We start from the raw sequence: 26,800 nt of genomic DNA, 5'->3' as shown, positions 1-26,800 counted from the left end.
ACCGGGTCGACTCGAGCCGCGGGCTCGAAAGCGACGGCCGAAACCGTATCAATGGTTGAAGGTGCCTCGCGAAAAGGCTCGGCGGCAGGTACGTCGGCATGGCTATCTTCCGAACCCTTCAACTTAAGTAAGTGCCATTGGGTCTAGTCCGTGAGAATAGAATTTCTTCGCCCCATCTCTTGAGCGCTGTGACGTGTACCCTCAACCCCGGACACCAGGTCAGCCACGCAACCTCGTGTGCCAAGTGCGAATGGCGTAGTAGGTGTCGATCGCCGGCTTTCTCAGCTTTGCAAGTCCTGGAATGGCAGACTTGAACTGTCTGCAATAGCTGAGCGCATCTGGACCATATGCCTCCTTGTACTCACCGCCGCCGCCCCAGTGGTGCCAACGCACCCCACGCGCCTTCCAATATCTCAACGCATACCAGTGAATGGCCTGATTGGGCCGCAGTTGGAGCATGCTTCGGATGCTGCCGTTTCCCCAAAAACCGGAATACTTCCCAAAGCCATAAAATATTCCCGTAGCGATACTTTGCCCGCTATCGGTCCGCGCTCGGAGCAGCAGAAGTTCACCGGAAGGATGTACGTGCTCAATCAACTTCGCGACGCGTTCCTCACTGTAAGTCGGCTTTAGACCTTGGTGCGCAAACACGTCGGTGAGCTGCGCATGAAACTCCGCAGCGAAACCGTCCGGCTTCGCTTCCTCGACGACCAAACCCACTTTTTCCGCCTTTCTGATGCAGCGTCGGCAGGCGCTGGTCATTCTGTTGAAGAGCTCCTCTTCGGGAAGATGAAGATCGGTGACGAACCCTCCCGAAGAGACCACCTCGTATCCAGCGCCGCGCGCACACTCCGGATCGCAATAGACGTCCGATAGCTCGAGATACGCACACTTTTGATCGAAGATAGCGAATCGAGACAGAGCGCGGAGCGCTTGCGTGCGCGACACACCGGGCACTAGATTGAGCCCCATGTAGGTCGTGTTATAGCCCTTCAGAGGTGACCCGAGCACCGGCACGCCGACGATCGTCTTGCGCATGCCAGTGAACCAGCCGAGCTCGGAGCCCCTATCCTCCAGCATCGCCACGACAGGCTTACCGGCTCCAACGGCAGTTAGATAGTCCAGCCACGGCTTGCGCTGCTCCGGAGTGCGGTCCTCATACTTGTCCAGAGCAGCCCAGTCCACCTGCTCGATCGGAATTTGCCTGAATCTCATTTACAGTTCTTTGAGAGCCTGCCAACGCGCGCCCCGGCGCCCGAGCGTCCATCCGGTTTTTCGATGAAGTTGCAGACTTGCTGTATTGGCTGCTCCGATCCGTGCCAGCACAGTCACTACACCTCGCGCACGTAGGTGATCGAACATCGCCTCGTACATCTCGGCACCGAGACCGCACCCGCGTGAGCTGCTCGAAACTACTATCAAGGAGACCCGCGCAACGTGCGGTGAACTCTCGTTCCAATTGACGGCAAAAGCAGCCGCGTCTCCCTCCGCATCAACCCCTGCAGCAAGCCGCTCGGCGTCGTTCCTCGAGGACTTGTTTCGTTTGCCGAGCACGCGACAAGCAAACAGCGGATGGCGAAACATGAACTTCTTCCAGTACCGAGGCGCATCGACTATAGCGACGGCAACGCCTCTCACTTCGTCGCCGACCCGGGCAATGAGGGCCACCGGTCCATTCTCTCTAACTGCATCGTCGCAAACGGATCTCGTCAATGCCGTCGTCGAAATGCCAAAGACGGAAAAGCCATGGTCTGTTAGGACGCGCGCCGTTGCATCGACAGTACTCGGCGACAGGAGTTCTATCATCTGCGATATCGAACCCGCTTTCGCACTCGATCTATTCCCCACCAGACATTGCGCACTAGCCTGTACGCGTAGCCGGGATCAGCGTCGCCGCCGTGGACCGAGACGAGATGATCGAGGACGGTAGAAACAGGAACGAACCAGCCACCGGCTCTGGAGGCCAGGTATCGCAAGCGACGCTCGAACTCCGAGTGTACTGTCGAACCATTCGTGAATCCGCTGGCTAAATGAGTGTAAACGATGCAGACGCCTCCCTCCTCGGACAACCGGTCGACGTTCCTTGCAGCAATCAGATCGGTGAACTCATCGACCGTCTGACCATCCGAAGAGCTGAACCAAAGGTTGGAGCATTCCGATTTTCGATCCACCCGGTAGGGCATTCTTGGATCGCGAGCGAGCGTGTTGACGTCATTGAACGTGAGATTGCGCATGTACCGAATGTGAGTTTTAGCGATATCGCCCCAGAACGATTCGCTGCTCTTGTCTTCCCCGCCTACACGGCGGGCTCGACCGGACAAAAGCCGATATAGAAAGTCGAACGGCCACTCGAAACGTCGATCCCACCAGTAGAGGTTGTCGGGGTTGGACACATGGTTCGCATGTATGGCTGGCTCATGTCCGAGCAATTCCCGGAAGATCTCGAAGCCGCGCAATATCTCTGCACGCGAAAAGAATCCGTCGCCGATATTGTGCAGTCCGATCTCGAAGCCGCGCTCCTTGAGCGAGCGAATGAATTGAAGATAGTCGGAATCAGCAAGAGAGCTGCTCGTATAACTTCCGCGCGGCGGGTAAACCCAAACGGATTTCGTCGTCCGCATGCCACAGTCGACGAGGAGTTCGTATACCGGCCTGATGTTTTCCACGGTTGCATCGTCGGTATCGTCGAATACGGTGAATGCAAAGTTCTTGCCCCCGGGAAACTGCATTCCTGCTACCCTATCGCGCGGAATCATAGGCCACTCGCGTGCACTTCATTGGACCGCAGCGCAAGTTAGCCTGCAATCCGCCGGATGATGGCAGCCGGTCAGCACGCACGGCCTGACACCATCCAAAAACTCCAGAACATTGAGCACACGCGTACCGCTCTCAACGAGCATTACGAAATTATGCGACCGTTTGAGTCGACCCGATAACTCTCGCATCGACAGTCCGGCAGCTTGCCTTGCGACCCGGCGGTCGGTCAATAGCTCATTCTCTCGTCCGCTGCGCCTTCTCATCATGGTACCAGAACCGTAGCAACCAACGCGGTACGATTTCCGATCCACTCGGAGAGCAGCCGACACGGCGCGGCAGCGAGCATGCACAACTAGGAGCGGCTCTGCGAGAAGCGAGGCGAGGAGCAGATCTGACGCAGCGACAACTCGCACGGCGCTTGAATCGCCCAATCTCACACGTCGGCAAGATCGAATCCCGTGAGCGCCGGCCCTGTATCAACGACTTTCCTAGCTACGCGCGGGCGCTCGGGAAGGAACCCGCTACGTTCCTGACGACCGTTCGCGCCGCTACCTGCCATCCAAAGCGAGAACGTCCGCACGTTCTTATACCCTTATTCCTAACCTGTCGGTCACTTGCCATGACGTATCCGCTCAGCGCTCCGATTCCTTGACTGCCACAAGCTGACGCCTTGTCTGATCTCGATTGACGGCCGGAAGCGGCCGACTGAGAAACGCCAAATCGAGACCCCGCGTGTGCGCGTTGTAAGCCCAGCACGCAAACTGCCCGAGCAGCCGTTGGTTCTCCGCTTCGAGACGCTGATTCTCGGCTTCGAGCCGTGCAATTCGCTCGAGCGCGGCCTGCAACTCAGGGGAGTCGGCGCTTGGCCCACGTTCGCCGCGAGCTTCAGCGAGCGCCTTCTTGCGTTGACTGAACGCATGCCGGATGCGCTCATGGTTGTGCAGCGCCTGCCGGGTGTAACGGGCATGCGTGCGACGCACGATCGCATCGATGAGCAGTTCCCAACTCAGCTTACCGGTCCAACCGTCTAGGATCGAAACCATTTCAGCAATCGCGTCATCATCGAGATTGCGTGCGCGGGTACGCGTCATGCTTGCAGCTCCTCCTCACTGGCGTTTATCGGCGCCGGCAGGCGCGCGTGCTCGATGAGCTGATCTCCAGCACTAGCCGGATTGGCAGACACACTCAAAGCACGTTGGCTGCGTGCTTGCTCGAGACGCGAAGCGGGCACCACTCCAGAGGGTTGGATAACGGCCCCGGCAGGGACGTTAGGATCGTCAAGAATCGCGCACAGCTGCTCGAGCCGCGTGAGCGTGCGCTCCTGGTGTTCGACCCACCGATTCGACCCGGCATACTGATTCGCGCTGGCGGCCTTGGCCTCATCGAGCAGCTGCCGTGTTTCCGCACGATGCCGTCGGATGTTGGCCTCTCTCACCGCATCGCCTTTGATGCACACCTGCTCGCTGCAGTTAAGGCAGTCACGATGGATTTGACACGGCAGCATCGAGAAGTCGTGGATGCAATACCCGAACTCGGTTGTGTGCGCCGTCGGCACCTTGAGTCGAGCGAACTCATCGCGCGGTATGAGCGCCGACGGATGCACCCTCGCCAAAGGCCCCACTGCCTTCTTTTCGTCGCCGACGACGCTTCGCACGAGCGCGAGCACGTCCCGGTCCGATTGATGATCGTACGTCCTGTTTTGTCGAACATCCTTGCGACCCGACCATTTCGCGATGTCAAGTTGGCTGAGCCCACCCGCCTGCGCCAGCGTGTTCAGGTAATGCCGGAACTGGTGTGTCGAGACGCGAAGAGCACTGCCGTCGTCTTCAGCAAAGCCATACCGTTCAAACAGCGAGCGCACTCCTAAGCCTGGGCGCGCGCCCAATCGATCCGAGACATGCTGGTGGTTCATGATCTCGACGACACCACGGTAGGTTGCCTTGCGATCATGGAAGAGATTGCGTTGGGTGAGGCAAAGCGCTTGGCTGTATTTCAGGCTGCGAACCTCATCCAGCCACGGAAAGCCGCGCGGCAACTGTGCGACGAGCGCCGCCTCAACGTCGGCGAAGCGAACCATCTGCTCACCGCCCTCCATGGTGATCAGCTCTACGCCGTTTCGCGCGCACCACGATTGGATCGCCCGACGCTCGACCGGATCCGCAAAGACGATCTCGCCGACCTGATCCAGGGAGATGCGCTCGGAGCCGCGCAAGTACTCGATATGACGCGGCAGCAGGAGTTCAGTCGGGTGCGCTTCATACCACTTGGCAATGAGGCGGGCAGGCTCAGTTACTCGCTTGATGTTGGCAATCGCCTGCTTCACCACATCTGCCATCGATGGAATGATCCACTTCACCATCGGGTCAGCGCCCTTCGCCGGTCGCCATCGAAGGCCGTATGCCTGCTCACCCGATGGCGGGATCGACTGCGTGGCCTCGCAATCTATCTCCAGATACAGGGCCTCACTGATCCGATCCGGGGCCGAGCACAGGATCGCCACGATCGATGCGACGAGGATGTCTGCGGGTTCGGTCGCGATATGGAAGATGTTAGCCAGTGCGGACAGCGCCGCAGGCGACGGTAGCTTGGCGTGCCGTTGCTCATCGAACTCCTTTCCAACCCGAACGGAGTCGCGCGGCCGCTTGATCGAGTTGCGCCAACGCACGGGCGTCGCCAACAGGTGATTTCTTACCATGAAGTTGCACAGCATCTCGAGCTGACCGCCCACGCGGAACGCGTTCGCAGCAGTGAACTTATCGACGCAGAGCTGGGCAGCTCGGTTCAGAGTGTGCGGGGAGACAGAGACGGGATTTGAGAGAGAACCATTTTCCGAGAGTGCGGCTTCGAGCGCGCGCAATGCCGCCATGCGTTGGCCCACGACCTTCGTAGGTCGAAACGCGTGCTGATAGCGCGTGTACGCCTTGGCAAACGACAGGAAGGGCTCAGGCAGCACTTGCGGGACGCTGTCATTCACCGTGCTCCACGTGCTGAAGACGAGCCGCACGCGGCTGGAGCGCCGCAGGCCAATAGCCTCGGTCACGTCCCAGACGTTGTCATCGAAATTCAGATCCGCGCCGAAGATCGTCAGCTGACGCTTGCAGACCTCGATGAAGTCGCGAAGATTTGCCTCGGCATTGAGCTCGGCGCGCGGCGTGAAGTGAATGACATCAGCCATTCTTCACCTCGGGCGGCGCACCTTGGGCTTGACGGCACAGGTGAATGACCTGCGCCACGGCGAGAATGGTGGAGTCGTTGACACTGGCCATACGCTGATCGGTCGTCGCAAGGAGCTGCTCGCGCTTCTCCAGCAGATGGCTCAGCACGGCCTCATGCGGGCCGTCGACCCATGGCTGGAAGTGCTGGCAGGTGTAACAGGCAATCGGCGCATTGAAGCTGCAAAACGAGTGCTGACCACACGATCCCATCGGCTGCATGCTGCGGTCGATGCGTGGATCGACAATGCGGCTCGAGGGATCATTGCCGCGCGTAGCTTCCGATTCGGTCTTGATCAGCACGCCCTTGAACGCTTGCGCAAGCGGCGCCAGCTGCATGGCGATTGCGCGATCAATGCGAGCTGCGATTTCTGGCACGGCGGCAACGTACACGCCTACGTTCTGGGTATCCGTATGATCGAGCATCTCCGCGATTACGAGCTCTCCGTGACCTTCCTGCGCCGCACGCGTGCCGAAGGTGCGGCGGAAGCGGATTGGTGACACGTGCAACAGATCGCCAGTGCGCTCTGAGTAGACCTCAAGCAGTTCCAGCGTGCGCTTTAGATTGCGACCGAGATTCCAGCCAGTCTGGTGATACTCGTATCCGGGCGCCCAATCGTGCACTCGCGGAGCACGCTCCACAGACACGGGAAACAGCGGTGCGTCGTCGGGATTGGCGAGCACACTTTCAAATCGCTGCCGAACGCGGTTCGCGTACTCGAGCAGCGGCTTGCCTATCTGAGGGATGAGTGGCCGCTCCTTCAGCTCCAATCGCGGCCCGGCATTGCGCTGCTTCAGCCTGGGAACTCTGATCGCGTAGTCGACTGCTCCGTCCACGCCGACACCGGTCACGTCGCAGACCTTGAGTGCGGCAAATTGAGACGACCGCTGTCCGAGAGCCATGAAGAGCCAGGCTAAGAGGTAGGCTTCCTCCGATAGCGCGCCCTCAGCGAATGCCTCATTGAGCGCTGATTGGATCTGCTCAAATTCAAGATCGGTGAAAGGACCCATGCGTGGATCCATGGTCAGCACGGCCACGCCCTTTGCGTTTCCCTTCAGCCGCAATGCCTCCAACACAGCGACTGCATCATCCGTCACACCAGGAACGCCCAACCCGTGCCATTTCCGCAGGAAACCTGACAATGATCCCAGGTAGTACGCAGTCTCTGGGCTCAACGATCCCTTGTAGTTCAAGAGATCAACGTTGGTCACCTGCTCGATAGCGGTCGCGCGCCCTACTGAGAGAAAGCCCACGAGATGCAAGAACCGCGAAAACATATTCCGCACGTGAGGAGCCGAGGCGTTCTCGGCATACCACACGAGCGTGTACTTGAGCGAATGACGCATCTCTTCGGAGAGTGCGTTGAAAAAGGAAAAATCAAGCACGACCTTGTTGACGGTGTCACGATAGGACCACACGTCGAGGCTCGGATCGAACTGCGCACCGCTGCGCGTCCGAACAAGCGCCGGCAGCAACCAGCCGGCGGCCGACCGACCTAGTGCGAGAGTCCTATCAAGGCTCATTCGAAGGCTCCTTGTTCAGTTTCCTTTGCATGGCTAGAGAGACCTCGCGTGCTTTGCGCTGGACGTGACGCCGCGTATAGATCGCAGCCGTACCGGAAGTCTCCGACCAGCCCATTAGGCGAGAGCGCATCTTCTTCTCCGTCTCCTCGGAGACGCCCTGCTGATCCATGATTTCCGAGAAATGATCGTTCCAGGTGTGTCGGAGCACGTGCGGGCTCAGATCGTCCGGCAGATCAGGGCACTTGCGCCGCAGGACAACGAACACTTTGTTGAGAGAGCTCAGCGTCAGAGGCGCGCCGGTAGCTACAGCGACAAACAGGAACGTGTGCTTTCGGGATCCCTCTTTGGCGCGGCGATGGCCGGTGATGTAGCGATGAGTAAGCCGCGTCAGTTCATCGCTGAGCGGTAACAGCCGATCGTAGGTCTTGGCGTTCGGCTGGTTTATCCGGGGATCGTCAGGATCGTCGGCCCGGCGTTCGATGAGCACCTCGTTTCCCTGAAAGTTGATGTTGGGAATTTTCACGCCGAGGAGCTCGCCGCGGCGCAGGCCGAGATCGATGAACCAGCGCACGATGAGCGCGTTGCGCTCTCTCGCATGCTCGCCCTTCCAGGGATTGTCGGGGTAGTCCGGCTTGATGACCTCGAGCACGCGAGCGAGCGCTTCCTCGGACATGCCCTGCCGCTGCCCAGTCAGGTTGCGCGATCGTGAGGCAGGCGTTCGCTCCTCGAGTGCGCGATGCACGACATCAGCCGTGGACCTTAGGTGCGCGTACGCAGCGCCGCGCTGGCTTCCACTCAACTTCAGCAGTTGCGTATCGACCCGCCACTTGAGATAGCCGCGGATGTAGTGCAGACGGATCGCAGCCGTACCGGGGTCTACGTCAGCAGTCTCCACTGCAGGGGACCGCATACGCACCCTCTCGAGCGAGACCACCGTGGATCGCCTGAGCGGTTGACCCGCTTCTTCCGACGTGAACGCCGGGAGGGGCAGCCGGCAGGCGCGCACTATCTCTTCGATCTCACCCGCCTCCAGCAGCTTGCCCTGGCCGAGCCTGTCAGCGAGATCGATGCCGAGACGGTCAAGGGCGAGGTACAGCACCATGATGCTGCGCAGCGCCTGTTGAATCGTGGCGGCGGAACGGTTCCGGGCACGCAGCTCCGTCAGGGCGTAGAGAGTGGGCTCAAACAGGGGCAGACCACTCGCGCGCGAGCACAGCATGGGCAGCCGTTCACCCGAGGGAAAGCATACCTGTCGAACGGCAAAAGGGCTGATTTGTTTACGCATCTAGGAGGTATTGTGTAACTCCTAGTATAGCGCTGACCTTTTAAACACGTAAATAGCAGAAGGGCCTGTGATGACAGGATCACAGGCCCTTTTATTTACAAATTAGAAAAGGTCGGCGTCAGAACGGAATATCGTCGTCGAATCCGCCACCATCATCTGCCGGCGGCGCCGAACGATCTTCCTGGGCCGCCGGGCGCGAAGAACGACGCGGTTGTTCGTCCCCGCCGCCATAACCGCCGCCACCGCTACCACCACCCCGACCACCCAGCATCTGCATGTTCTGCGCGATGATCTCGGTGGTATAGCGATCCTTGCCTTCCTTGTCCTGCCATTTACGGGTGCGCAGCGAACCCTCGATGTACACCTGCGAGCCCTTGCGCAGGTACTCCGCGGCGATCTCGCCCAACTTGTCGTAGAGCACGACGGCGTGCCATTCGGTGCGCTCCTGCTGGTCGCCAGTCTGCTTGTCCTTCCAGGACTCGCTGGTGGCGATGCGGATGTTGGTGACGGCCTTGCCGCTGGGCATGTAGCGTGTGTCGGGATCCGCACCCAGATTGCCCACCAGAATGACTTTGTTGATACCGCGCGCCATGGCTAGCGAACCTCGCAATCAGTGAAGGCGGGGATTCTAATCGCGATATCGTACATACGATAACCATTTATGCGGGAAGAGCCCGCTTTTGTCGCCCCCACCGAGCGGCCGATTCATGCTTGGGCCGCAACGCCAATCCCTGCCGCTTCCTGACCAGGTTTTGCCCCGAGGTTCCTCGGCCCCGTATATTGAACGGTCCCCAATCGACGCCACGTACGTTACCCATGCCTTCCATCGTCATCCGCGGCGCCCGCACGCATAACCTGCGCAACATCGACCTGGAGTTGCCGCGCGACAAGCTGATCGTGTTCACCGGCTTGTCGGGCTCGGGCAAGTCGTCGCTGGCGTTTGACACCATCTATGCCGAGGGTCAGCGGCGCTATGTCGAATCGCTGTCGGCTTACGCGCGGCAGTTCCTGTCGATGATGGAAAAACCTGACATCGACTCCATCGAGGGCCTGTCGCCCGCTATCGCCATCGAGCAAAAGAGCACCTCCCACAATCCCCGCTCGACGGTCGGCACCGTCACGGAAATCTACGATCACCTGCGTCTGCTGTTCGCTCGTGTCGGCACGCCGCGCTGTCCCGATCACGGCATCGATCTCGCCGCGCAGACGGTGAGCCAGATGGTGGATCAGGTAATGCGCCTGCCCGAGGGAACGCCGGTGCTGCTGCTCGCACCGATGATCGATGATCGCAAAGGCGAGCACGCGCAAGTCTTCGAACAGCTGCGCGGCCAAGGCTTCGTACGCGCGCGCGTCGATGGCCACGTCGTCGAGCTGGATGCCGTGCCGAAGCTCGATCCGAAGAAGAAGCACAGCATCGATGCTGTCGTTGACCGGCTGAAAGTACGCGCCGACGTGGCGCAGCGGCTAGCCGAGTCTTTCGAAACTGCCCTGCGCATGGCCGATGGTGTCGCGCGCATCTCGTTCATGGACGATCCGAAGCGCGAAGAGCTGGTGTTCTCCGACAAGTTCGCCTGCACGGTCTGCGGCTACAGCATCGCGGACCTCGAGCCCAAGTTGTTCTCGTTCAACAATCCGGCGGGCGCCTGCCCCACTTGCTCGGGATTGGGCGTGCAACAGTTTTTCGATCCGGGGCGCGTGGTTCATCATCCGAACCTGTCGCTGGCCGGCGGCGCGATTCGCGGCTGGGACCGCCGCAACGCCTATTACTTCGCGCTGATGCAATCGCTGGCCAAGCACTACAAGTTCGACGTCGAGGAGCAGTGGCAGGATCTGCCGGCCAAGATCCGCAAGGTCGTGCTGTACGGCAGCGGCGAGGACAAGATCGACTTCAGGTATGTCAATGCCAACGGCGGCACGATCCGGCGCTCGCACAAATGGGAGGGTGTCATTCCCAACCTGGAACGGCGCTATCGCGAGACCGAGTCGATCGCCGTGCGCGAGGAACTGTCCAAGTACCTCAGCAATCAGCCGTGCCCCGAGTGCGGCGGCACGCGGCTGAATCGCGCCGCGCGTCATGTATTCGTCGCCGAGCGCACTTTGCCGGAGCTGGCGAAGTTGGCTGTCGCGGATGCGCTGAGCTTCAGCAGCGACTTGAAGCTGGAAGGCTGGCGCGGCGAGATCGCCGGCAAGATCGTCAAGGAGATCGCGGAACGGTTGCGATTCCTGAGCGACGTTGGCCTCGACTATCTAACGTTGGATCGCGCCGCGGACACGCTGTCAGGTGGCGAGGCTCAGCGCATTCGCCTCGCCAGCCAGATCGGCTCCGGCCTGGTCGGCTGTATGTACATTCTCGACGAGCCTTCCATCGGCTTGCATCAACGCGACAACGATCGTCTGCTGCTGACGCTGAACCGCCTGCGCGATCTCGGCAACACGGTGCTGGTGGTCGAGCACGACGAAGATGCGATTCGCCATGCCGATCACGTCGTCGATCTCGGCCCCGGCGCGGGTGTGCACGGCGGCCTGGTCATCGCTCAAGGCACGCCGGACGAGATCGCCGCGGATGCGAATTCAATCACCGGGCAGTATCTCTCCGGCAAGCGCGAGATCGCGATTCCTACCACGCGCACGCCGGTGCAGGAAGGTCGTCATCTGCGCATCGTCAATGCGCGCGGCAACAACCTGAAAGGCGTGACCGTCGATATCCCGTTGGGCGTGATGACCTGCGTAACCGGCGTGTCGGGCTCGGGGAAGTCGACTCTGGTGAACGACACGCTGTATCAATTCGTCGCGCGACAGCTCAACGACGCTTCCACCGATCCGGCGCCGAGCGATGGCGTCGAGGGACTGGATGAGATCGATCGCGTCATCGACATCGATCAAAGTCCCATCGGACGCACCCCGCGCTCCAACCCGGCCACGTACACTGGGCTGTTCACCCCCATTCGAGAGATCTTCTCCGGCGTGCCCGAAGCCCGCTCGCGCGGCTATGAAGCTGGCCGTTTCAGCTTCAACGTCAAGGGTGGTCGCTGCGAGGCGTGCCAGGGCGACGGCGTCATCAAGGTTGAAATGCACTTCCTTCCGGACGTGTACGTGCCGTGCGATGTCTGCAAAGGCGCGCGTTACAACCGCGAAACACTGGAGATTCGTTACAAGGGCAAGAACATCAGCGAAGTGCTGGAGATGACCGTCGAGGATGCGCTGGAGTTTTTCCGCCACGCTCCGGTGATCGCGCCCAAGCTGCAGACGCTGATGGATGTGGGCTTGTCCTATATCCGCCTGGGCCAGAACGCGACCACGCTATCAGGCGGCGAAGCGCAGCGCGTGAAGCTCGCCAAGGAGCTCTCGAAGCGCTCGACCGGCCGCACGCTCTATATTCTCGACGAGCCCACGACCGGTCTGCACTTCTTCGACATCGAGCAACTGCTCGGCGTGCTGCACCGTCTGCGCGACGAGGGCAACACCATCGTGGTCATCGAACACAATCTCGATGTGATCAAGACCGCCGACTGGATCGTCGACCTCGGCCCCGAAGGCGGCGGCGGTGGCGGTACCATCGTGGCGACCGGAACGCCGGAACAGATCGCTCAGGTGAAAGGCTCGTACACCGGGAAGTATTTAAAGCCGATTCTGGACAAGAAGAAACAGAAGCAGCCGGCGGTGCGCAAGCTGGCTTGAACCCAGGGCTCTGATGTTGCCGCAGAAACGCCAGAGCGAGCTTTCTCAGCGAATGCCAGGCTACTCCGCCTTCACGGGGCGGTGATCCGTGCCAGCGCCGGGCGTGAGAAACAACATGGTGGTGGTGACCTTGGTCTTGGCCGTATGCCAGGTATTGGGTGGCACGAGGACGTATGCACCGGGCGTGTCGAGCACGATGTCCTTTTCTCCATCCTCGAGCTGCAACGTGAGCGTCGCTTCGCCAGTGAGCAGCAGGACCAGCTCTTCACCCGCGGGATGGCGCTCCCAATTCGGCCACGGCTGGCTGAATGTGAATGCCGTCATGAGCCGACCTTGATTCAGCTCGGCATGCTTGCCTCTGGCCAAGTCCGCCCAGAACGAGTCGGAGACGGGCACAGCAACGCTGCGTCCGTCGTCTAGCACATGCACGTAGGTGCTGAGGATCTGCTTTGCCTTCATGGTGAAACCCGAAGCACAAGAACCCAGAGCCCCAGTGTAGCGAGGAAGTTGATGGTGAAGACCAGGCCTCGCAGCCGAATGTTGGTCGTGAAAATCTGCACGCAGCTATGTACCAGCCGCCCTAGAACAAAAATCCAGGCAAGCAGAATCGCGCCCCCCGCTTGCACGTCTTTCATCATCATCAGCAGCAGGCATGCCGCGTAGAAGAAAACCGGCCACTCGAACTGATTCGAAAGATTCGCGCTGATTCGAGGCTCGATGGCCGCCCAGGGATTGGAACCGTCTGCACGTTGACCAATGCCCCACACCTTCGGCGCGCGCGCCACGGTAAGCAGAACGTAAAGAAGCGCAGTAAGCGCGACATGAGCTGCCATTGGAAATATCAACCGATCCGTCATGCGATCACCGGGCTACGCAAACAACTTCCGCTTGGGCTGAAACGCCAGCGACATGGCACACTTGTCGCCCCAGACGTAACTGGCCAGCGCCCCTCTGCGGGCAATGATCTTCACCTTGCGCTTGTCTTAGTAGCCGAAGATGCCACCATGGCGCCGGCAGATGGAGCAGTTGCAACTGGTAAGGGTGCGGGGTTTGCGTTGAACCTGGATCTGTATCGCCCCGCAATGGCATGAACCCGTGAGCATGACACCGCCCTCTGTCGGTCTTGCGTCAGAAGTGTTTTCGCAAGAACGCCGCCGCTTTATCCGAAATGCCCACGATCTTGTTGGTTGCCTGCCGATAGAACTTGAAGTTCAGCTCGGTCCCGGGCCGCCCGTCGTTCCAGTCGGCATGCAGCTTGAGCTCGGCCCGTCCCAAGCGCCGCTTCGCCACAGCAGTACGCCGGACCGTAATGCTCACTCGCGGCGTTTGCCGCTCGATGCCCGGTTTCCTGGCAACAGCTTTCGCCGACGTCACCACGCCGCTTGCGATGAGCCCCTGTCCGCCCTCGTTCTCGCTCGCAAAGATGAAGATCGTATCGCCCGCGGCAATGCTCTTGCCACCATACATCGTCTTCTGCGCGCGGAACTCGAACATCTTCGCGGATGGATCGTCAACCTCTGCTTTAATGGCGTAGATCAAGTTGCTCACCGCGCGCGATTGATGCTCAAAGATGCCATCCGCGCCGACACGGCGGCAACACACCGGCACTCCAGCTGGGGTGCCGGATGTTAAATTCCAGCCGAACAGGCGCGTGCACGGGCGCCGCTGTGCGCCTGACGAACGGAGAATCAGCAGCGAAGATCGCTCAGCGAGCGCGAACCTTGTGAGTGGACGTGAAGGTCTGCCGCACTTCGCCGTTGAAGATGCGTTCCTGATACTTGCCGCCAGTGTACTCGGTCAGGATCGAGCGCCAGAAGCTCACGGCGGGTTTGTTATAGGCGAACTCGGTGATCTCCCAGCTGCCGGCGAAGCGGTTGAAGATCAGGTGGGCGGCGTCGCGACCGATGCCGAGGCGGCGGGACTTGAGGGCGATGAAGAATTCGGCCATGCGGAAATCGACCTGGTCGCGGCGGTTCCGCGGCGGGCGGCTAACCAGGGCGAAGCCGGCGGGCTGATCGTTCTTGAGAATGATGAGCGGATAGGAGCTGTCGTCGGCGAACCAGCGGGCCATCAGCTCCGTCTGCACCTCGCGGGTGGCCGGAAAGATGCCGGTGTTCATGCTCATCTGCGACAGGTCTTCCAGGTACTCCGGGTACTGGGCCTGGATCCACTGGCGGTCGCGGGGAGAATTCAATGCATCGCGAATACTGACGGGCACGGGTTGCTGGCGATCCCTTGCCACCTCCGAAAGACGATGCCCGCAAGCGGCGCTGGCGGGCGCGAAATCGAATCCAGGGTTACGGTACTGAAAAAGCGCGGCCGGCGATATCGGTGATCCCCGCTTGGCAGGATGCGGCCAACCCGGCTAAGCGACCGGGCGGAGAACCCGCCCGGCGGCTGATGGGGACAGATTGGATACCCGCCCCCAAGACTCATTACTGAGCCGGAGGCGTTTCAGTGGCGGCGTCGGTAGCAGCGTCGGCAGCAGCTTCGCCAGCGGCGGCAGCAGCGTCACTGGCAGCTTCGCCAGCTTCAGCAGCGGCATCGCCAGCGGCTTCAGCAGCGTCGGTCGCTTCAGCAGCGGCTTCCTGAGCGGCTTCCACCGGAGCCTCGTCCTTCTTGGCGCAAGCAGCGAGCGACAGAGACAGCGCCAGCGCGGCGAGAATCATTTTCGTGTTCATGTGATCGATCACCCCAATGTGATGATAGGTTGATGGACAGACATAGTTGGATGGCCCGTGATGGCCTGAGCCACCCCCCATGCAGCGGCCGGAGTCTAAGATGTTTCACATGGCTTTTGAAACAGTCATCACCATGAGCAAAGCAACGTCGCCAGTAGAAGACATTTTACGAGCTCACATTGCTCGCGACATCGCTCGCGCAGCCGCGTCGATGTCATTGATCTGTCTCGTGCTTGGCGGTTGCAGCTCGCCACAGCAACGAGTCGTTGACGAAATAGTGACATCGTGGCGAGAGCAGCGCACGCTGCCCGATATTGACGAAACATTGACAAAAGACTCGGCGTATCGCGTGCAGACGCGCAGCGTGCGCGCAAAATTGCGGGGCGCGAGCCCGGCGGGATTCAAAGCAGGCGTCACATCCCCGCCAGCGCAAGCACGCTTCAAAACCAACGATGCAGTGGCCGGCGTGCTCTTCAAGGAAGGCGCGTTGCAGTCTACAGATACTGTGAGCCTGCGCGAATCACGCGGTCTTCACATCGAAGTCGAGATTGCAATGCGCGTCGGCACTGCCATCAACAAACCTCTCGCTGACATCGCAACATTGCGTGCGCACATTGACGGCGTTGCGCCGGCGATCGAGCTGCCGAATCTCGACTATGCGCAACCGCAATCACTGGACGCGATCGACATCATCGCGACCAATGTCGCAGCGGCGAACTACATCGTCGGCGACTTCGTTTCGCCCCAACAGCGCGATCCCAACAACGTCGACATCCGGCTCGTGTGCAACGACAAGGAGATGTTCACCGGCAAAGGCAGCGACTCGCTCGGCGACCAGTGGCGCGCGGCGCTATGGTTGGTGAACAAGATGCTGGAACAAGGATGGACGATGGAGCCCGGACAGATCCTGCTGACCGGTTCGCTCGGCAAAATGTTGCCCGGCGCGACCGGGCGCTGCGTCGCGAGCTACCATTCGGGCAACGCTCAATGGGCCGCGCTCGAAGTCAACGTGACCGAGTGACACCGACGCACTGAAACCCGGAATGACCATGAACGCGCCATCCACAGCCTCGCTGAAAGAATCGTACACGGCCCACCTGGACATTCAGCGCCGTCACACCGACGAAGCGCTGGCGGCCACGGGCTTCGATGCGCTGGCGATCCATGCCGGCAGCCAGCACATGCAGTTCCTGGACGACCAGCCCTACCCGTTCAAAGCCAATCCGCATTTTCGGCGGTGGACGCCGCTGGCGGAGGCGGCCGATTGCTGGATCGTGTATCGCCCCGGCCAGCGGCCGCAGTTGGTGTTTCTGCAGCCGGTGGACTACTGGTACAAGCCGCCCGAGATGCCGAGCGATTTCTGGACCGACGCGTTCGACATCAAAATCATCCGCGAAGCGTCCGAAGCCAAAGCACATATCGCCGGCGTCACGCGTTGCGCCTTCATCGGCGAATGGCGGGAAGAGTTTACGGACTGGGGGTTCACCGGCCGCAATCCCGAAGCGCTGATGCACCGCCTGCACTATGTGCGCGCCTTCAAGACGGAATATGAGCTGGAGTGCCTGCGTCGCGCTTCTCACATCGCGGCCCGCGCTCACAAGGCCGCGGAAGCCGCATTTCGAAGCGGCGCGTCCGAGTATGAAATCAACATGGCGTACATCCGTGCGACAGGGCAGACCGAGAACGAGCTGCCCTACCCCAATATCGTCGCGCTGAACGCCAACACCGCGGTCCTCCACTACCAGAATCAGGAACGCACCGTTCCTGCCGAGCGGCGTTCATTCCTGATCGATGCGGGCGCTCAGTTCCATGGCTACGCATCAGACATCACGCGCACATACTCGCAGAAGGATGATGAATTCGCTGCGATGATTGCGGCAATGAACGAGCAGCAGCTCGGCTTGTGCTCGGAAGTGAGAGCGGGCGTCGACTATGCGGAGATCCACCTCAGCGCGCATCGGCGCATTGCGAAGATCTTGCGAGATTTCGATGTCATCACGGCTTCGCCGGAGGATGCAGCAGCCAGCGGTTTGAGCAGCGTGTTCTTCCCACACGGCATTGGCCACTTGCTCGGACTGCAAGTGCACGATGTCGCCGGCTTCACGGTCACGCCGGACGGCAAGCAGAAGGCGCCGCCGCCGGGTCATCCCTATCTGCGGCTGACCCGCACGCTCGAACCGGGCTTCGTGGTGACCATCGAGCCCGGGCTGTACTTCATCCCGCAGCTGCTGGAGCAAGCGCGCACGTCGCCGCTCGGCAAGCAGATCAACTGGCAGCGGGTAGAGCAATTCAAGCCATACGGCGGCATTCGAGTGGAAGACGACGTCGCCGCCACGACGGGCGAGCCCGAGAATTTGACGCGTCCGGCGTTCGCCGCGAACTAATGGCGTAGCGCCGGCGGGTGCGCGGTGCCGGGAGGAGGAAAGTCCCTCGGCACCGTGCGAACCACTGAGCCTCTCTTATGAGCCTCTCTCAGGCTCAGCGCTGCTGCTTGAGCAAATCCCGAATCTCCTCCAGCAGCACCTCCTGCCGCGGCGGCGCCGGCGGGGCGGCGGGCTTGGCCTCTTCAGCCCGACGCAGGCGATTGATCATCTTCACCAGGATGAAAATGGCCAACGCCACGATGATGAAATCGAACGTGGCCTGCAGGAACACGCCGTAATTGATGGTCACCGGCTCGGCCCCCTCCCTGACGGCCGGCAACGTGAGCGCCAGCTGCGTGAAATCCACGCCGCCGATGAGATAGCCGAGCGGCGGGGTGATCACGTCGCTGACCAGGGAGCTGACGATCTTGCCGAAAGCGGCGCCGATGATGATGCCGACCGCCATGTCGACGACGTTGCCCTTGACGGCGAATTCCCGGAATTCCTTGACGAAGCTCATAGCCACCTCGATTGGAGTTGTTAGCGCAACGCGCGATACGCCATATACAAGCGTCGGGGACAGATATCAAATCTGTCCCCGCCCAAGAAGCAGCTAACGATACGCCGCCCGGCGCTCAGGTGAGCCGGTTGATACCGTTATAGGCCGCGACGCGATACGCCTCGGCCATGGTCGGATAGTTGAACGTGGTCTGGGTGAAATAACGGATGTCGTTGCTGGCGCCGGCCATCACCGTCTGGCCGATGTGCACGATCTCCGAGGCGTTGTCGCCGAAGCAATGCACGCCGAGCACCTCCATGGTCTCGGCGTGGAAAATGATCTTGAGCATGCCGACGCGCTCGTCCGTCATCTGCGCGCGCGCCAGATTCTTGAAAGCGCAGTGGCCGACTTCGTACGGCACCTTCGCTTCCTGCAGCTCGCGCTCGCTGCGGCCGATCGAGGATATCTCCGGAATCGTGTAAATGCCGCTGGGTATGGTCGCGGCGCTGTGTGGCGTGATGTTCGGATCGATCGAGTGCTGTACGGCATGCGAACCCTGCACGTACGCGGCGCTCGCCAGCGCCGGCGGACCGACGATATCGCCCACGGCATAGATGTGGGGCACCGCTGTCTGGTAATGCTGGTTTACCTCGATCTGACCGCGGCTGTTGGCCTTCAAGCCGATGCGCTCCAGGTGCAGCTTGTCCGAATTGCCGGTGCGGCCGTTCGCCCATAGCAGCAGGTCCGATTTGATCTTGCGTCCCGATTCGAGATGCAGAACAACGTCGCGTTCGCGCGCTTCCAGCGCCTTGAACTGCTCGTTGTGACGAATCACGCAACCCTGCTCGCGCAGGTGATACGACAGCGCCTCGGCAATCTCGTCGTCGAGAAACGACAGCAATCGGTCCTGAGTATTGACCAATGTGACTTTCGCGCCTAAGTTCACGAAGATCGATGCGTACTCGCAGCCGATGACGCCGGCACCATAAATAGTCACGGAGAACGGATGCTCGCCGTAGCGCAGGATGGAATCGCTGTCTCGAATGTGTTCGTGCGTGAAGTCCACTTCGGGTGGATGGTACGGGCGCGAGCCAGCGGCAATGACGATGTGCTTGCCGGCCAGTTGGATCGGCTTGCCGGTCGACGGCTGCACCTCGATCGTGTGTGCATCCACGAAGCTCGCCTCGCCGAAGAACACCGGAATGCGATTGCGTTCATAAAACCGCCGGCGGCTGGCCACCTGAGCCTCGACCACCTTGGTCGCGGAGGCCAGCAACTGCGGATAGCTCAATTGCGAGGCCGCGCGAAATTCCCCGAGCAATGGATTCCGCCGCAGGTCGTGCAGGATCTTGACCGCGTGACGCAGAGCTTTGCTCGGGATAGTGCCCCAGTGCGTACAGCCGCCGCCGACTTCGAAATAGCGCTCGACGATGGCGACGCTGCGGTGGCTCTTGGCCGCCGTCAGGGCCGCTCCCTCGCCCGCCGGGCCGCTGCCAATCACCACGACATCAAATTGTTCGGTGGCCATGCTTTTAAACCGTGTGCTGATCGAGGAACCAAGCCGCACATCATCCCCGACTCGTTGTCAGGGAACAACATCTCAGTACTGCAGGGCGCAACGGGTTCGGTCCGGAGGCGGTCGCATGCTCCCGGCTAGTGCGCACTTCTTGATGCCTTCCCCGAGTATTCCGCCCACAGCGGCCATGTTTGAATCATTTTGGTGCCATTGTGGACGTTGCTTTTATGCAAAGTCCCTTTCGCCGGCGCCGGGAACTCAGTACGCTCTGCGTGCTGGATATCAGCGGCGGGCTCATCAGCCCCGCCATGACAAGAGTTATCACGGCTGGATCTAATACAAGGGGGATCCATGAACGATCGTAGTGTGCTTCTGCGCCGAGCGGTTGTAGGTGCACTGGCTCTGACGGCCTGGCCCGCATTGGGCCAACAGGGTGACTCGGAGCCTCAGGACACGCGCACCATCGATACCATTATCGTGACTGCGCAGAAGCGCGAGCAAAGCCTGCAGGACGTGCCGATTGTGGTGACCGCTGTATCCGAGCAGCTGCTGCAGGACACGGGCATCAAGGACATCAAGGATCTCACCATTCTCACGCCCGGCCTGCTGGTGACTTCGACTTCGAACGAATCGGTGACCACGGCGCGTATTCGCGGCGTCGGCACCGTGGGCGACAACGCCGGCCTCGAGTCGTCGGTGGGTGTTGTCATCGACGGTGTATACCGTCCTCGCAACGGCGTCGGCTTCGGCGACCTGGGCGAGCTGGAGCGCATCGAAGTCCTGAAAGGCCCGCAGGGCACACTGTTCGGCAAGAACACCTCGGCCGGCGTGATCAACGTGGTCACCAAGCGGCCGTCGTTCGACTTCGGCGCGAACATCGAGGTGACTGCCGGCGATTACGGCGTCATGGATGGCGCGGCGTCGATCACCGGTCCGTTCTCGGAGAAGATTGCCGGACGTTTGTATGTCGCCTCGCGCGAGCGAGATGGGTTCCTCGATGTGGTCCGCGGCCCCGGCCCGCGCACCGAAGACGAGGACAACGATCGCAAGTTCAAGACCGCGCGCGGCCAGTTGCTGTTCCAGCCGAGCGAAGCGCTGGATATTCGCCTGACGGCCGACTACACCGATCGCGACGAGAACTGCTGCGCGGCTCCGCAGGTGTCGCTCTCGCCCGTTGCCGGCGTGCTTCAGGTGCTAACGGCGCTGGGCGGTCCCAACGCGTTTCGCAATCCCGCCGACCCGTTCGACCGCGTCGCGTATTCCAATCGCTCGACCAGCCAGGAAGTCGAGGAGAAAGGCGCCTCGATGGAAATCAACTATGACCTGGCCGGCCTGGGCGGCGCGACGCTCACCTCGATCACCGCGTGGCGCGACTGGGAGACGATCAACGGCCAGGACGCCGACTTCACCACGGTGGACATCCTGTATCGCGAGCCGAACGGCGACTTCGGCAACCGGTTCAAGCAGCTCAGCCAGGAATTCCGGCTGGCCGGCGAGAGCGAAAAGCTGAGCTGGCTGGTGGGCCTGTTCTACGCGGATGAAGACCTGGACTCACGCGACCAGCTGATCATCGGCACGCAGTTCCAGCAGTACTTCAATTTCCTGACCGGCGGCCAGTTGTCCCAGCTGCCGGCGGCCGCCTATCCGGGCGGCACCGGCACCCGCGACGTTTTCGACCAGAATTCGAAGAGCTGGGCGCTGTTCACCAACAACAGCATCCACTTCACCGACGCGCTGGAGTTGACGCTGGGCCTGCGTTACACGGACGAGTCGAAGGATCTCGACTCGCGGTACGACAACCAGCACAACGGCCTTGGCTGTACCCTGCTGCGTGGGAACGCGGACCTGGTGAACGCGGCGTTGGGCGCAGCCGGCCCCGCCGCTGCAGCCCTGGCGCAAACCGTCTTCGGCATCGGCTGCAGCGTGACCTACGCTGACCCGATCTTCGATGGCGTGAATACTTCGCAATCGATCGACGAACAAGAATGGAGCGGCACCGCCAAGCTCGCCTATCGCTTCACCGACGATGTGATGTCATACGTGTCGTATGCGAAGGGTTACAAGGCCGGCGGCTTCAACCTGTATCGCGAGCGCAATGGCATCTTCTTCCTGCAGCCGGGCCAGACCCTGACGCTGCCGGGCGTGGGAACGCTGGTGGGTCCCTCGGTCGACGTCGACACCAGCTTCGACAAGGAAACGGTCGATTCCTACGAGCTCGGCGTGAAGACCCAGTGGGCCGGCAACAGCCTGCTGGTGAACGGTGCCGTGTTCTATCAGGACTACACCGACTTCCAGCTCAACACCTTCACCGGCCTGCAGTTCGTCGTGACTTCGTTGCCGCAGGTGGTGTCGCAGGGCGTGGACCTGGACTTCGTGTGGTACACGCCGCTGGAGCAGCTGAGCTTTCAGGGTGGCGTCACCTATGCGGACACCACTATCGAGGACTTCGGTGGGCCGGGCAATCTGGCGTTCTTCCGGGCCGAGCGCGAGAACGATCGTCTGTCGTTCGCGCCTAAATGGTCGGCGAGCCTGTCGACGACCTACGAACAGCCGATTGGCAACAATCTGCTGATCCGAGGCAACATCGGCTTGAGATACACCTCGGAGTACAACACTGGCTCGAACCTCGATCCTCGCAAGATGCAGGATGCGATGACGCTGGTGAATGCGCGCGTGGGCTTCGGCGCGGCCGACGAGAAGTGGATGGTCGAGCTGTGGTCGCTGAACGTGACCGACGAGGAGTATTACCAGGTGATGTTCGATGCCACGCTGCAAGGCTCGTCGACCGCGGCCGGCGCTTCTCAAAGCACCATCAACGGCTTCCTCGGCGCGCCGCGCACGTACGGCGTGACCGCACGGTTCAAGTTCTGATGGCTTCAATAAAGCGATAACGACGACTCTCGCAGGACTAAGGCGGCCCGGCTCTCGGGCCGCCTTTTTATTTGCGCTACCATGCCGGCATGAAACACCTGCTACTGACCACCCTGGCACTGTTCTGCTGTATGCAATCGGCGCGCGCCGAATGGATGGAGCGTGTCGAGGACGGCATCATGGGCACGCGCATCGTCGTGGAGCTCTGGGCCACCGACAAAGCGAAGGGTGAAGCGGCGATCGAGGCGGTGCTCGCCGAGATGCGGCGCGTCGACCAGGCGATGAGCACTTATAAGCCCACCAGCGAGCTTTCCATCGTCAATGCCCGCGCTGCGCTGGCGCCGATCAAGATCTCCAGCGAGCTGTTCGACCTGCTCAGCACTTCCCTCGAGTACTCACGCATCACCGACGGGGCGTTCGATATCACCTATGCGAGCGTCGGCTATCTGTATGACTTCCGGAAGCACGTGCGGCCCGATGACAAGCAAATCGCGGACGCGCTGCCCGGGATCAACTACCGGCACGTCGAGCTGGATCGCAAGAACAGCACAGTGCACTTCGCGCGTCCCGGCGTGCGCGTGGATCTAGGAGGCATCGGCAAGGGCCACGCAGTGGATCGCGGCATCGCCGTGCTTCAGGCAAGAGGCATCGACCATGCCCTGGTCACCGCCGGCGGCGACAGCCGCATCATCGGCGATCGCTTCGGCAAGCCCTGGGTGGTGGGCATACGCCATCCCGACCGCAAAGAAGAAGTCATTGCGCGCATTCCGCTGGAAGATGCGGCGCTCTCGACATCGGGCGATTACGAACGCTACTTCGATGAGAACGGCGTGCGTTATCACCACATCATCGACCCGAAGACCGGGCATTCTGCCAGCAAGGTCAGAAGCGCGACCATCATCGGACCAACGGCAACCCGCACCGACGGCCTGTCGAAAACAGCCTTCGTGCTCGGCCCCGAAAAAGCCATCGAAATATACAACCGCCTCGAAGACATCGACGCCGTGTTGGTCACGCCGGAAGGAAAAGTGCTGTACACGAACGGCCTGGCGCCGCCGGAACAATAGTCGATTCCTGCAGGCGCCATGCACGGAGCGCTCAGTTCCGCGCCAGCACTTCTACGTCCGGATAGCTGCTATAGCAGGGACAGCGCTCGACGGCCTTGGCGAGCGCCCGCCTGGCCTTGTCCATGTTCTGTTCGATCAGCCAGGCTTGTGTGACTCGCAGCAGCGCAGTTGGCTCGCTGCTCGCCTCATACGCCTCTTCGAGATCGCGCTCCAGCGAAGCCAGCACGGCTGCGCGCGGCCGCTGCGGATCGAGCGATGACAACATCAAGTAGTAATAGGCTCGCGCGGCCTTGTCACCGGTGGTGCCGTTACCCATGAGGAAGTCGCGCTCAACGATATCAAGCGCCTGCACATAAGCGTCGATCGCTTTCCGGCGTTGGCCAGCGTGCCGATACGAGTCCGCCAGCGCGCCCCAGATCTGGTGGATCTCGGCATTGCCGCCGGCGCGCGCCATATCCAACGCGGTCTGACGCAGGCGCGCCGACTCCGCGAAATCCTTCAGATAGTAATAGACCAGGCCGAGGAACTCGGTGCCCGCATACGAAGCTGGCGCCATTTCACGGGCCTTGAGATAAAGATCGCGGGCCGCCGAGAAATCGCCGCGGCAGAAGTACATCGTGCCCAGGTTGGTGGTCACGTACTCGTTCGATGAATCGAGCCGATAGGCCGTCTGAAGTGCCTCGATTGCGCCATCGAGCGTGCCCGCGCCGGACTCGTACACGCCCCGCCACATATATGGCTTCCAGAATTCCGGAGTGAGCTGCGTGGCTTCACGCGCATGCTTCAAAGAAGCGTCGGCCCACTGCCGCTCGCCCGTGCGGCGGTACAGATCGAACTGGACATTGGCGAGTGCGAGCGTGATTTCCATATCGTCCGGCTCGCTCTGCTGCGCACGAAGCAGCAGGTTCATCGCTTCTTCGGCGCGACCCGAGCTATTCAGGAACGATGCCTGGGCGCGAAGGACTTCGGGTGCTTCCGGTGCGAGCTCCGCAGCGCGAGTGCATGATCTCTCGGCGTCCGCCAACTGACGTTGTTCACTGTCGATCCACACGGCATCGAGGATCACTTCGCACAACGCTGCGTGGGCGACGGCATAATTCGGGTCGTGGCGTAGGGCCGCGCTGAAATTGCCGGAGGCACGCCGCAGATTCAATTCGCTTGGTGCCTGATCCATGAACCAGCGCCCGCGCAGATATTCATCTTGCACCGACGCCTTCGGGAAATGCGGCGGAGCTCGGTCCTCGCCTTTGGCCATACCGAACAGCTGATGCACGGCCGCCGTGATGTTGTCCGCTGCTCCGGGCATTTTCCTGGCAAGGCTGGACACAGGAAACGATTCGGCCCAGATCTGCTCGCGCCTGCCGCGGGCATCCACATAGGCGAACGCGCGGACGCCCACCAATTGGCCGACCTGGACGATCTCCCCGTCGATCAGGGCATCGACCCGAAACCTTCGGGCAACTTCGGCGCGATCCTCGCCACTCGCAATGACTGACAACGCTGCCGAGGGCACACCGAGGGCGCGATCCAATCGCTCGCGCACCAGCACCGCCAGCTCGCCGCTTTCATCGCCAGTGAAATGCGTGACCGCGACCTTGAAGCGCCCGAACCTCGGCTTCAACGGCGGGAGCTCGGCAACGGGTTCGTCCTGGGTTCCGGGCGGCCACAAGTACCAGGCACCGGCTCCGATGAGCGACGCGAGCGCGATGCATAGGACGATGAGCATCACCATGCTCCGCCACGACAGGACCACGGGCGTTCTTGCAGCAGGAGCGGGAGAAGGAGGGTCTGCAGGCGCGGCGCTTTGTGATGCGTTGCCACTGGTAGCGGCTGGCTCTTGCGCCGTACCTGCGACCGGGCGGGTAACTGGACCGTCGCTCGCTTCATCGGCATTGAGGTACAGCTGATACGCCTCGGTCTGTAGAGCCCGCGCAATCCGCTCCAGCGTCGTGAGATCGACCGGCTGCTCGCGGAAGACACGGCTGACGATGTCGCGGGGTGCCGAATCGAGGCCCTCGATGTCGGCGATGCGCTCCGCCAGCGCCGCCTGCGTCTTGAGACCGGCAGCGGTCAGCGCTCGAGTCAGCTTGTGGCGTGATGCCCTGACGCCGCGGCGGCGGGTGCGAGAGTCGGCTTCGCTCATGGAACAAGATCGGGCGCGCGTGCGGCCCAACGGACCTCCCCACTGGGTATCGGCTTGTTGATTGTTACCCCGAATCTTAACCGTCGCTAAGCGGCGTTAACTACCGCGTTCTGTCGACGCATCCAAGTCCTTGATCCGTCAACGTCGGCGCTCCTGCATTCCGTACCCGATCCGTGGAGAGCGCCAACAATGATCTCGAAACGCTTGCCTGCAGCCGCCGCCATGACCCTGCTCGTGGGCCTGCTTGCTGGGTGTGGCGGCAAGGATGCCCGCCCGACGACGACCTCATCGAATCGCACCGACGCCAAGTCCACCTCGCAGTCCCGAGCCGCGGTCAGCGCCGAACAGGTCGCCAAAGAAGCGCGCGGCGCCGTCAAATGTCCCGCCAAGGTCAAAGCGCCGAAGCGCCCCGCCGGCGCGCCAGCCATCGATGTCGTCGGCGTCGTCCCCGGTATGGCCTATGACGAAGCGGCTCACGTCGTGATGTGCACTCACGACTTGCTGGTCGTGACCGAAGACAAGTCGCGCGGCTTTCAGGTTCAGCTGTATGGCGCGCAAGTCCGCAAAGGCTTCAACGCGAAGTTCGCCCGCGAGCGGGTCGAGAAGACCTCCAAGCAGATCCTGCAGGAGATGCAGGACAACGCCATGGCTCGCGGCAGCAACCGCGTCGTTCGCGATGTCCTGCCCGGCGAGGTGAAGTGGTACGTCGCCACCATCGGTCTGCCTGGCGAAGAGCGCGTCATCAACGCGGCGCGCGAAGAGTGGTTCGAGGAAGGCGCCCAGCCCTCGATGGCTTCGATTCAACAGGCGTTGATCGACAAGTACGGGCCGCCGACCGATGTCCGCCCGCAGTACAACGGTTCGGTCAACCTGCGTTGGGCCTATGACCCTCGCGGCCGCGCCATCACCGAGACTTCGCCGCTGTTTCAGCGCTGCTACGGCACGGCCAACCCCAATGCCGGCGCCAACCTCTCTCCGGATTGCGGCGTCGTCGTCGCCGCCACCATCCAGCCGCTGCGTGAGAACCCGGGCCTGAGCCAGTTCATGCAGGTCGGCGTGGTCGATCAAGCCGGTGGTTACGAGCTGTTGACAGCGACCGAGCAGGCATTGGAGCGGTCCGAAATGCAGCGGCGCGCGGCGCAGGTCGAAGAGGCCAACAAGACTTCCAAGCGTCCCACGCTCTGAGTGCCCGAGCGAGAACCGC

At 61.4% G+C, this 26,800-nt stretch carries 23 protein-coding genes; 7 read left to right on the top strand and 16 right to left on the bottom strand.

The annotated features are described in order from the left end of the window. Nucleotides 1–219: 219 nt before the first annotated feature. The 3 genes from VGE08_RS01820 to VGE08_RS01810 are packed head-to-tail and all read right to left on the bottom strand — an operon-like array spanning nt 220 to nt 2,729. Nucleotides 220–1,215, bottom strand: a complete 996-nt coding sequence (locus VGE08_RS01820; RefSeq protein WP_331066138.1) for a GNAT family N-acetyltransferase — start codon at nt 1,213–1,215, stop codon at nt 220–222. Then, complete coding sequence (locus VGE08_RS01815) at nt 1,216–1,806, bottom strand: GNAT family N-acetyltransferase (RefSeq protein WP_331066137.1); 591 nt, start codon at nt 1,804–1,806, stop codon at nt 1,216–1,218. After that, the gene (locus VGE08_RS01810) at nt 1,803–2,729 is read right to left on the bottom strand and encodes a hypothetical protein (RefSeq protein WP_331066136.1); all 927 of its coding nucleotides are present in this window, start codon (nt 2,727–2,729) and stop codon (nt 1,803–1,805) included. Before VGE08_RS01810 ends, VGE08_RS01815 begins: the two co-directional genes overlap by 4 nt. Nucleotides 2,730–2,965: 236 nt before the next feature. Here VGE08_RS01810 and VGE08_RS26250 point away from each other — a divergent pair, with 236 nt between their 5' ends. Beyond that, nucleotides 2,966–3,409 (top strand): helix-turn-helix transcriptional regulator, encoded by a 444-nt coding sequence (locus tag VGE08_RS26250; RefSeq protein ID WP_349258597.1) that lies wholly within the window; start codon nt 2,966–2,968, stop codon nt 3,407–3,409. Here VGE08_RS26250 and VGE08_RS01805 read toward each other — a convergent pair. From VGE08_RS01805 to ssb, 5 genes are all read right to left on the bottom strand, one after another. Further along, the gene (locus tag VGE08_RS01805; protein WP_331066135.1) at nt 3,390–3,848 is read right to left on the bottom strand and encodes a hypothetical protein; all 459 of its coding nucleotides are present in this window, start codon (nt 3,846–3,848) and stop codon (nt 3,390–3,392) included. The genes VGE08_RS26250 and VGE08_RS01805 overlap by 20 nt on opposite strands. Continuing rightward, nucleotides 3,845–5,932, bottom strand: coding sequence for an integrase (locus VGE08_RS01800; protein ID WP_331066134.1), 2,088 nt, complete (start codon nt 5,930–5,932; stop codon nt 3,845–3,847). Before VGE08_RS01800 ends, VGE08_RS01805 begins: the two co-directional genes overlap by 4 nt. Further along, complete coding sequence (locus VGE08_RS01795) at nt 5,925–7,493, bottom strand: site-specific integrase (protein ID WP_331066133.1); 1,569 nt, start codon at nt 7,491–7,493, stop codon at nt 5,925–5,927. The genes VGE08_RS01800 and VGE08_RS01795 overlap by 8 nt, the downstream gene beginning before the upstream one ends. Continuing rightward, nucleotides 7,483–8,778: a site-specific integrase gene (locus VGE08_RS01790; RefSeq protein WP_331066132.1), complete on the bottom strand. Its 1,296-nt coding sequence runs from the start codon at nt 8,776–8,778 to the stop codon at nt 7,483–7,485. Before VGE08_RS01790 ends, VGE08_RS01795 begins: the two co-directional genes overlap by 11 nt. A 118-nt stretch (nt 8,779–8,896) precedes the next feature. After that, nucleotides 8,897–9,370 carry a single-stranded DNA-binding protein gene (ssb, locus tag VGE08_RS01785; RefSeq protein WP_331066131.1) on the bottom strand — a complete coding sequence of 158 codons (474 nt, stop codon included), beginning with the start codon at nt 9,368–9,370 and terminating at the stop codon, nt 8,897–8,899. Between the two features lie 224 nt (nt 9,371–9,594). On the opposite strand from ssb, the gene uvrA reads away from it, so the two are divergent. After that, on the top strand, nt 9,595–12,456 hold the full coding sequence (gene uvrA, locus VGE08_RS01780; RefSeq protein WP_331066130.1) for an excinuclease ABC subunit UvrA: 2,862 nt from the start codon (nt 9,595–9,597) through the stop codon (nt 12,454–12,456). Nucleotides 12,457–12,516: 60 nt separating this feature from the next. Here uvrA and VGE08_RS01775 read toward each other — a convergent pair whose 3' ends face one another. The 5 genes from VGE08_RS01775 to VGE08_RS01755 form a co-directional block, all read right to left on the bottom strand. Continuing rightward, on the bottom strand, nt 12,517–12,915 hold the full coding sequence (locus tag VGE08_RS01775) for a cupin domain-containing protein (RefSeq protein ID WP_331066129.1): 399 nt from the start codon (nt 12,913–12,915) through the stop codon (nt 12,517–12,519). Continuing rightward, nucleotides 12,912–13,313, bottom strand: coding sequence for an MAPEG family protein (locus VGE08_RS01770; RefSeq protein ID WP_331066128.1), 402 nt, complete (start codon nt 13,311–13,313; stop codon nt 12,912–12,914). The genes VGE08_RS01775 and VGE08_RS01770 overlap by 4 nt, the downstream gene beginning before the upstream one ends. A gap of 271 nt (nt 13,314–13,584) precedes the next feature. Then, a complete protein-coding gene (locus tag VGE08_RS01765) occupies nt 13,585–13,995 on the bottom strand; it encodes a hypothetical protein (RefSeq protein ID WP_349258598.1) in 411 nt (136 codons plus the stop codon). Nucleotides 13,996–14,161: 166 nt separating this feature from the next. Next, nucleotides 14,162–14,674, bottom strand: a complete 513-nt coding sequence (locus VGE08_RS01760; protein WP_331066126.1) for a GNAT family N-acetyltransferase — start codon at nt 14,672–14,674, stop codon at nt 14,162–14,164. Nucleotides 14,675–14,891: 217 nt separating this feature from the next. Then, nucleotides 14,892–15,137, bottom strand: coding sequence for a hypothetical protein (locus tag VGE08_RS01755; RefSeq protein ID WP_331066125.1), 246 nt, complete (start codon nt 15,135–15,137; stop codon nt 14,892–14,894). A 133-nt stretch (nt 15,138–15,270) separates the two neighbouring features. On the opposite strand from VGE08_RS01755, the gene VGE08_RS01750 reads away from it, so the two are divergent. Both VGE08_RS01750 and pepQ read left to right on the top strand, forming a co-directional pair. Beyond that, entirely contained in the window at nt 15,271–16,158 is an 888-nt protein-coding gene (locus tag VGE08_RS01750) for a 2-keto-4-pentenoate hydratase (RefSeq protein WP_331066124.1), read from the top strand. Nucleotides 16,159–16,186: 28 nt separating this feature from the next. Beyond that, nucleotides 16,187–17,521: a Xaa-Pro dipeptidase gene (gene pepQ, locus VGE08_RS01745; protein ID WP_331066123.1), complete on the top strand. Its 1,335-nt coding sequence runs from the start codon at nt 16,187–16,189 to the stop codon at nt 17,519–17,521. Between the two features lie 94 nt (nt 17,522–17,615). On the opposite strand, the gene mscL is transcribed toward pepQ, so the two are convergent. Continuing rightward, complete coding sequence (gene mscL / locus VGE08_RS01740; protein ID WP_331066122.1) at nt 17,616–18,020, bottom strand: large-conductance mechanosensitive channel protein MscL; 405 nt, start codon at nt 18,018–18,020, stop codon at nt 17,616–17,618. Between the two features lie 115 nt (nt 18,021–18,135). Next, nucleotides 18,136–19,527 carry a Si-specific NAD(P)(+) transhydrogenase gene (gene sthA / locus VGE08_RS01735; RefSeq protein ID WP_331066121.1) on the bottom strand — a complete coding sequence of 464 codons (1,392 nt, stop codon included), beginning with the start codon at nt 19,525–19,527 and terminating at the stop codon, nt 18,136–18,138. A 339-nt stretch (nt 19,528–19,866) separates the two neighbouring features. On the opposite strand from sthA, the gene VGE08_RS01730 reads away from it, so the two are divergent. Together VGE08_RS01730 and VGE08_RS01725 are read left to right on the top strand one after the other, a co-directional pair. Next, entirely contained in the window at nt 19,867–22,386 is a 2,520-nt protein-coding gene (locus tag VGE08_RS01730; protein ID WP_331066120.1) for a TonB-dependent receptor, read from the top strand. Nucleotides 22,387–22,475: 89 nt separating this feature from the next. Continuing rightward, nucleotides 22,476–23,453: an FAD:protein FMN transferase gene (locus VGE08_RS01725; RefSeq protein ID WP_331066119.1), complete on the top strand. Its 978-nt coding sequence runs from the start codon at nt 22,476–22,478 to the stop codon at nt 23,451–23,453. A 31-nt stretch (nt 23,454–23,484) separates the two neighbouring features. Here the strand turns inward: VGE08_RS01725 and VGE08_RS01720 are convergent, their stop codons facing one another. Further along, a complete protein-coding gene (locus tag VGE08_RS01720; RefSeq protein WP_331066118.1) occupies nt 23,485–25,596 on the bottom strand; it encodes a hypothetical protein in 2,112 nt (703 codons plus the stop codon). Between the two features lie 189 nt (nt 25,597–25,785). Here VGE08_RS01720 and VGE08_RS01715 point away from each other — a divergent pair, with 189 nt between their 5' ends. After that, on the top strand, nt 25,786–26,781 hold the full coding sequence (locus VGE08_RS01715; protein ID WP_331066117.1) for a hypothetical protein: 996 nt from the start codon (nt 25,786–25,788) through the stop codon (nt 26,779–26,781). Nucleotides 26,782–26,800 lie beyond the last annotated feature (19 nt).

This window comes from Steroidobacter sp. (assembly GCF_036406195.1).
Taxonomy (GTDB): domain Bacteria; phylum Pseudomonadota; class Gammaproteobacteria; order Steroidobacterales; family Steroidobacteraceae; genus Steroidobacter.
The sequence above is the reverse complement of the archived record's forward strand: the minus strand, read 5'-3'. Positions and strand labels throughout refer to the sequence as shown.

Coding starts and splice junctions, on each gene's coding strand:
- VGE08_RS01820 (WP_331066138.1), bottom strand. CDS start 1,215: ATGAGATTCAGGCAAATTCCGATCGAGCAGGTGGACTGGGCTGCTCTG.
- VGE08_RS01815 (WP_331066137.1), bottom strand. CDS start 1,806: ATGATAGAACTCCTGTCGCCGAGTACTGTCGATGCAACGGCGCGCGTC.
- VGE08_RS01810 (WP_331066136.1), bottom strand. CDS start 2,729: ATGCAGTTTCCCGGGGGCAAGAACTTTGCATTCACCGTATTCGACGAT.
- VGE08_RS01805 (WP_331066135.1), bottom strand. CDS start 3,848: ATGACGCGTACCCGCGCACGCAATCTCGATGATGACGCGATTGCTGAA.
- VGE08_RS01800 (WP_331066134.1), bottom strand. CDS start 5,932: ATGGCTGATGTCATTCACTTCACGCCGCGCGCCGAGCTCAATGCCGAG.
- VGE08_RS01795 (WP_331066133.1), bottom strand. CDS start 7,493: ATGAGCCTTGATAGGACTCTCGCACTAGGTCGGTCGGCCGCCGGCTGG.
- VGE08_RS01790 (WP_331066132.1), bottom strand. CDS start 8,778: ATGCGTAAACAAATCAGCCCTTTTGCCGTTCGACAGGTATGCTTTCCC.
- ssb (WP_331066131.1), bottom strand. CDS start 9,370: ATGGCGCGCGGTATCAACAAAGTCATTCTGGTGGGCAATCTGGGTGCG.
- uvrA (WP_331066130.1), top strand. CDS start 9,595: ATGCCTTCCATCGTCATCCGCGGCGCCCGCACGCATAACCTGCGCAAC.
- VGE08_RS01775 (WP_331066129.1), bottom strand. CDS start 12,915: ATGAAGGCAAAGCAGATCCTCAGCACCTACGTGCATGTGCTAGACGAC.
- VGE08_RS01770 (WP_331066128.1), bottom strand. CDS start 13,313: ATGACGGATCGGTTGATATTTCCAATGGCAGCTCATGTCGCGCTTACT.
- VGE08_RS01755 (WP_331066125.1), bottom strand. CDS start 15,137: ATGAACACGAAAATGATTCTCGCCGCGCTGGCGCTGTCTCTGTCGCTC.
- VGE08_RS01750 (WP_331066124.1), top strand. CDS start 15,271: ATGAGCAAAGCAACGTCGCCAGTAGAAGACATTTTACGAGCTCACATT.
- pepQ (WP_331066123.1), top strand. CDS start 16,187: ATGAACGCGCCATCCACAGCCTCGCTGAAAGAATCGTACACGGCCCAC.
- mscL (WP_331066122.1), bottom strand. CDS start 18,020: ATGAGCTTCGTCAAGGAATTCCGGGAATTCGCCGTCAAGGGCAACGTC.
- sthA (WP_331066121.1), bottom strand. CDS start 19,527: ATGGCCACCGAACAATTTGATGTCGTGGTGATTGGCAGCGGCCCGGCG.
- VGE08_RS01730 (WP_331066120.1), top strand. CDS start 19,867: ATGAACGATCGTAGTGTGCTTCTGCGCCGAGCGGTTGTAGGTGCACTG.
- VGE08_RS01725 (WP_331066119.1), top strand. CDS start 22,476: ATGAAACACCTGCTACTGACCACCCTGGCACTGTTCTGCTGTATGCAA.
- VGE08_RS01720 (WP_331066118.1), bottom strand. CDS start 25,596: ATGAGCGAAGCCGACTCTCGCACCCGCCGCCGCGGCGTCAGGGCATCA.
- VGE08_RS01715 (WP_331066117.1), top strand. CDS start 25,786: ATGATCTCGAAACGCTTGCCTGCAGCCGCCGCCATGACCCTGCTCGTG.